General features: G+C 72.8%; 5 protein-coding genes. 2 read left to right on the forward strand and 3 right to left on the reverse strand.

Going from position 1 to position 5,785, the window contains the following annotated elements; translation table 11 throughout:
* Positions 1 to 181 precede the first annotated feature (181 nt).
* Complete coding sequence (locus GSF22_RS29660; RefSeq protein ID WP_208817224.1) at positions 182 to 1,213, reverse strand: 3-isopropylmalate dehydrogenase; 1,032 nt, start codon at positions 1,211 to 1,213, stop codon at positions 182 to 184.
* A 200-nt stretch (positions 1,214 to 1,413) separates the two neighbouring features.
* On the opposite strand from GSF22_RS29660, the gene GSF22_RS29665 reads away from it, so the two are divergent.
* Both GSF22_RS29665 and GSF22_RS29670 read left to right on the forward strand, forming a co-directional pair.
* Entirely contained in the window at positions 1,414 to 2,256 is an 843-nt protein-coding gene (locus tag GSF22_RS29665) for an FAD:protein FMN transferase (RefSeq protein WP_208817220.1), read from the forward strand.
* Positions 2,257 to 2,564: 308 nt separating this feature from the next.
* On the forward strand, positions 2,565 to 2,918 hold the full coding sequence (locus tag GSF22_RS29670) for a hypothetical protein (protein WP_208817221.1): 354 nt from the start codon (positions 2,565 to 2,567) through the stop codon (positions 2,916 to 2,918).
* A 115-nt stretch (positions 2,919 to 3,033) separates the two neighbouring features.
* Here GSF22_RS29670 and GSF22_RS29675 read toward each other — a convergent pair whose 3' ends face one another.
* Positions 3,034 to 3,786, reverse strand: coding sequence for a hypothetical protein (locus tag GSF22_RS29675; protein ID WP_208817222.1), 753 nt, complete (start codon positions 3,784 to 3,786; stop codon positions 3,034 to 3,036).
* Positions 3,787 to 3,933: 147 nt separating this feature from the next.
* Positions 3,934 to 5,532, reverse strand: coding sequence for a phosphoglycerate dehydrogenase (gene serA, locus GSF22_RS29680; RefSeq protein ID WP_208817223.1), 1,599 nt, complete (start codon positions 5,530 to 5,532; stop codon positions 3,934 to 3,936).
* Positions 5,533 to 5,785: the final 253 nt, after the last annotated feature.

Genomic DNA, 5,785 nt, shown 5'->3' on the forward strand with positions numbered 1-5,785 from the left:
GGGTGGGCGTACGGGGCGGGGACGCCGGTAGCAGGTGCTGAGAAACTTACCCCGAACGGTCGTTCACCGGCAGCGCCCGGGTGGGCACATGGCGGGGATCGCCGATGGGGTACGGGATGCCGGCCGGCGGCCCCGGAAGGGCCACCGGCCGGTTGGTCGACGGATCAGGTGGGTGCGACGGTCAGCCGGCGGCGAGCGCGGCCAGCCGGTCGCCCACCTCCTCGGTGCGCAGCGACGCACCCGGGGTACGCCCGGCGAGTTCGGTGGCGACCGCCCGGTTCACCCGGGCGGCGGCGTCGGCGTGACCGAGCTGGTCGAGCAGGAGGGCCGCGGAGAGTACGGCGGCCACCGGGTCGGCCACACCACGGCCGGCGATGTCCGGCGCGGAACCGTGTACCGGTTCGAACATCGACGGGTACGTCCCGTCCGGGTTGATGCTGCCGCTGGCGGCCAGCCCGATCCCGCCGGTGACCGCGGCGGCGATGTCGGTGAGGATGTCGCCGAAGAGGTTGTCGGTGACCACCACGTCGTACCGCTGGGGCTGGGTCACCAGGAACATCGCGGCGGCGTCCACGTGCTGGTACTCGGTGGTCACGTCCGGGTGCTCGGCGGCCACCGCCTCGAAGGCGCGGGCCCACAGCGACCCGGCGTGGGTCAGCACGTTGGTCTTGTGTACCAGGGTCACCTTGCGGCGCTCACGCCGCTGGGCGCGGGCGAAGGCGTCCCGGATCACCCGCTCCACCCCGTGCCGGGTGTTCAGGCTCTCCTCGGTGGCCACCTCGGCGGGGGTACCCCGGTGCAGGGTGCCGCCGGCCCCGGCGTACAGCCCCTCGGTGCCCTCCCGGACCACCACGAGGTCGACCTCGCCGGGCTTGACGGTGGCCAGCGGGCCGGTGGTGCCGGGCCAGAGGCGGGACGGGCGCAGGTTGACGTACTGGTCGAAGTCGAAGCGGAGCTTGAGCAGCAGACCGCGCTCCAGCACGCCGGGCGGTACCGTCGGGTCGCCCACCGCGCCGAGCAGGATCGCGTCGTGCCCGGCCAGCTCGGTGAGGACCGACTCCGGCAGCACCTCGCCGGTCCGGTGGTAGCGGGCCGCACCCAGGTCGTATTCGGTGGCCGCCACCCCGGGCAGCACCGCATCGATCACCTTGCGGGCCTGTGCGACCACCTCGGGTCCGATGCCGTCACCGGCCACCACCGCGATCCGAGCCACCGCCACGTTGCGCTCCTCTACCGCTCGTCGTTGTCGCCACGGTACGCCCCGTCCCGCCCCCCGGTACGAAACTCCTACCATCTGGGAAAGATCAGCGCACAGGAGCTTCTCAGGGCACATTCACCTTGCAGTCATCCTGACTGCCTATGGTGAGGCCGAGCCGGCAGGAAGTCCGGCCCGCCGGCCGGAGGGAGCCGTTCATGCTGGTCCACGAAACGGTGCCGGCACCGGGCGTGCGCCGACCCGGCTGGTGGCGCCGACCCGACCTGCGACTCGGCGCGGCGGGCCGCCGCCGGGCCGGCATCCCGACCGCCCGCCCCGACCGGATCGTGGTCCACCACACGGTACGCACCTCGATCGCCGAGTACACCCTGGTCCTCAACGGCTCGATCCCGCTCGGCCGGCGGGCGCTCGGCGACGCGCTGCGCGACGCGGTCGCCGAGCTGCGCGCCGTGGACCTGACCTTCAGCCCGGCCCGCCCCGGCAGCCTGGTCTCCCGGCTGCGCCGGGACGAGATCGCCGTCGACTCCTACCCACCGCTGGCCGACCTGGTCGACCGGTGCGCCGGCATGCGGGCCGCCACCGACGGCTGGTTCGACGCCTGGGCCGTCCCCGGTGGGTTCGACCCGGCCGGACTGCTCGGCGGCTGGGCCGTCGAGCGGGCCGCAGCCCGGCTGCGCGCCGCCGGGGTCACCGACTACGCCCTGGTCAAGGGGGCCGACCTGGCGGTACGCGGGTACGCCCCGCACGGCGGGCCGTGGCGGGTGGCGGTGCACCACCCGACCGACGCCCGACAGGCGCCCCTGGTGCTGGAGATGACCGCCGGGGCACTGGGCACCTCGGGAGTGGCCGGGCGGCACGGGCACGTCGTCGACCCGCACACCGGGCAACCCGCCGACCAACTGGTCGCCGCCACCGTGGTCGGACCGGACCTGGCGGTGGCCGACGCGTACGCCACGGCGCTCTTCGCCGCCGGACCGACCGGACTGGGCTGGTTCCCGACCGCCGACGGCTACCGGGCCCTGCTGGCCGCCCGCCGCTGACGGCCACCGGGCCCGGCCGAGGGCACACGCGATCGGTCCCCACAGCCGCGGCAACGACCATGGGGACCGGTCAGCGACGAGTGCGCGTGGCTCGCGCACGCGAGGGGATGCGGGCCGGCCGGCCGGGCGGCGCACCTCGTCACCCGAAGACGGGTCGACGCCAGGTACGACCGTAACCGCATCGTCACGCTAGCGAACCGTCGTGAGACACCGCAAGAGTCTCCACTGCGGACCCCGATGCCGTTCCGTCCGCGCGTCGACCCGGGGTACGTGCGTAAACACGAATGCGGGATGGCACGCTGTCCGCCGTGAGTTTCGATCTGATCGTGTGGGCTCTGCCGGACAGGGCCACGTCAGCGGAAGTGCGGGCGGCCCACGGGCGGTGCCGGCAGGGCTTGCACGTCCAGAGCCAGCCGGACCCCCGGTTGGTCCGCTTCTACCGGGCGATCACCGCCAGCTATCCGGACCGACCGGCCGGTCCGAACACCCCGTGGCAGGTGGCTCCGCTGCACGCGGCAGCCGACCACATTGAAATGAACCTGCACGAGACCTGCCCGGACCAGGTGCTCCTGGACATCGAACGGCTCGCCGCCGAGTGCGGTCTGCTGCTCTTCGACCCACAGGACGGTTCGGTCTACCCACCCACGCCGGTACGCGGCTGACCGGCCACACCGGTCCGTCGACCGGCCGACGGCGCATCCCCGTACCCAGAGGAGCGGTGCGCACGCCGCGCGGGACCCGCGTGGCGTGCGCACCGCCGGACCGGTCCGGACCCGGTCACCAGGCCGCCGGGTAGTAGGGCACCGACCAGCCCCGGTAGGAGACGTGGTCGAGATAGCCGGCCACCCCGACACCACCGCTGACCGAGGTACCGATCACCTTGCCCTCGCCCAGACTGATCGCCACGTGTCCGGTGCCGGCCGAGTTGTGGTACCAGACCAGCGCGCCGCGCGGCGGGATGCCCGTCGTCTTCAGGTAACCGTGGCTGGCGATCCAGTCGCCACCGACCTCCGCGCTGTACCAGCCGGAGCCGCCCCAGCCGTACGCCTGCGCGGTGAACGCCAGGCAGAGGTTCTCGTACGACGTCGAGCGGTACCGCTGGAACGCCCAGTCGATCGCGCCGTTGGTGGAGCGCGGGTTGGTCTTCGACGACGGTTCCGCCCCGACGTAGGAGCAGTCGTTCACGATCTGCCCGTCGGATCCGGTGTGGACGTACGCGTCGGAGACCATGCCTCCGTTGGAGAGCAGGTCCCACAGGTTCGTGGTGCCGTAGGTGCCGGTGACGGTCTCGCCGGTGGTCTGGCACAGCAGGGTCACCGCCGCGCCGTCGGCCACCGTCCGCCACGAGTCGTACCCGGTGCCGGGCCCCGACCGGACGTTGAGTGCGGTCCCCGCCGTGTTGATGGTGCCGGGGGCCGAGGCGGCGTACGCCTGCGCCACCCCGGGCAGGGTGCCGACCAGTCCGACCACCGCCGCCACCAGGACGGCCACCGACCGACCACGCCGCTTGACATAGATAGATTTCAGCATGTCGATCAAGCTAGCAGCCGGGCTGCCCGCTGCCCAGGGACGACAGGACCAACAGGGGTGCCCCCGGAAACGACAGGGGCCCGGCCGCACGGCCGGGCCCCTGCCCACATCGGACCTCTGAACGGCGGAACGCCCGCCCGGTGCCGACTACTCGTCGCGCAGGTCGGCGGCGCTGGCAGCCACCGCGCCGATCGAGTCGGCGGCGGAGGTCAGCAGGTCCGCGCTCACCGCCGAGTCGACGGTGAGGGTCATCAGCGTCTCACCGCCGGCCTCCCGACGGGCCACCTGCATCGCGGCGATGTTGACCCCGGCCTCGCCGAGGATCGTGCCGACGGTACCCACCACGCCGGGCCGGTCGACGTAACGCAGGAAGAGCAGGATGCCCTCCGCGCCGATCTCGACGTCGAAGCCGTCGACCTCGGTCAGCTTGATGACGTCCCGACCGCCGGCGGTGGCCACCGTGCCGGAGACGCTCACCGTACGACCGTCGGGCAGCGCGCCCCGGACCGTGACCAGGTTGGGGTGCTCGACCGTGTCGGTGTGCGTGGTCAGGGCGACCTCGACCCCCCGGTCGGCCGCGATGTGCGGGGCGTTGACGTAGGTGACCTGCTCCTCGACCACCGAGCTGAACAGCCCCTTGGTCGCGGCCAGCTTGAGCACCGACACGTCGTGGGCGACCACCTCGCCGCGCACCTCGACGGTGACGCTGGCGGCGACACCGCCGGCCACCGCGGTGAACGCCCGACCGAGCTTCTCGGCCAACGCGAGCAGCGGCCGGACGTCCTCGGCGACCACGCCGCCGGCCTGCACGTTCACCGCGTCCGGGACGAACTCGCCCTGGAGGGCCAGCTTGACGCTCTTGGCGACGGCGAGACCGGCCTTGTCCTGCGCCTCGCCCGTGGAGGCACCCAGGTGCGGGGTGGCCACCACGTTGTCGAAGGCGAACAGCGGCGACGAGGTGCACGGCTCCTTGGCGTACACGTCGACGCCGGCGCCGGCCACCCGGCCCTCGGCGAGGGCGTCGGCGAGGGCCTGCTCGTCGACCAGCCCGCCACGGGCCGCGTTGATGATCCGTACGCCCGGCTTGACGATCGACAGCTCCTTCTCGCCGATCAGGCCGACGGTCTCCGGCGTCTTGGGCAGGTGGATCGAGATGAAGTCGCTCTCCCGCAGCAGCTCCTCCAGCCCCACCAGGCGGACCCCGAGCTGGGCCGCGCGGGCCGGCTGGATGTAGGGGTCGTAAGCGATCAGCCGGGTACCGAAGGCGGCGATCCGCTGGGCGAACAGCACACCGATCCGGCCGAGCCCCACCACACCGACGGTCTTGCCCTGGATCTCCACGCCCGTGTACTTGGACCGCTTCCACTCCCCCGCCTTGAGGGCGGCGCTGGCGCTGGCCGTGTTGCGGGCCACCGCCAGCAGCAGCGCGAGCGCCTGCTCGGCGGCGGAGACGATGTTGGAGGTGGGCGCGTTGACGACCATGACCCCGCGGGCGGTGGCCGCCGGTACCTCGACGTTGTCCAGGCCGACGCCGGCGCGGGCGACCACCTTGAGCCGGGAGGCCGCCGCGATGGCCTCCGCGTCGATCTGGGTGGCACTGCGCACGATGACCGCGTCGGCCTCGGCGAGCGCGGCGAGCAGCGCCGGGCGGTCGGTGCCGTCGACGTGGCGTACGTCGAAGTCGTGCGCGAGCACCTCGATGGCGGAGGGAGCGAGTTCTTCGGCGATCAGTACGACAGGAGTCATTGGTCCTCGTAGATGTCGTCAGAGCGATGGGGCGCGACGGCGGGGCGCCGCTCTGCGCCCTGCGCTCGGCCGGATGATGGCCGTCCGGTGCCAGTTGCACACCTATGAGCGATCGTAGGGTGCGGGCTGCCGGGGATGGTCAGCGGACCCGGGTGAGTGCCCTCACAAATCAGACCTAAGCCACTGATCACCTGCGCGTGCCGACCCCACCACGGCCGACCGGCACCACCTGCTTCCACGCCCGTCCCACCGT

The sequence above is a fragment of the Micromonospora echinofusca genome, assembly GCF_017614955.1.
GTDB classification, from domain to species: Bacteria; Actinomycetota; Actinomycetes; order Mycobacteriales; family Micromonosporaceae; genus Micromonospora; species Micromonospora echinofusca_A.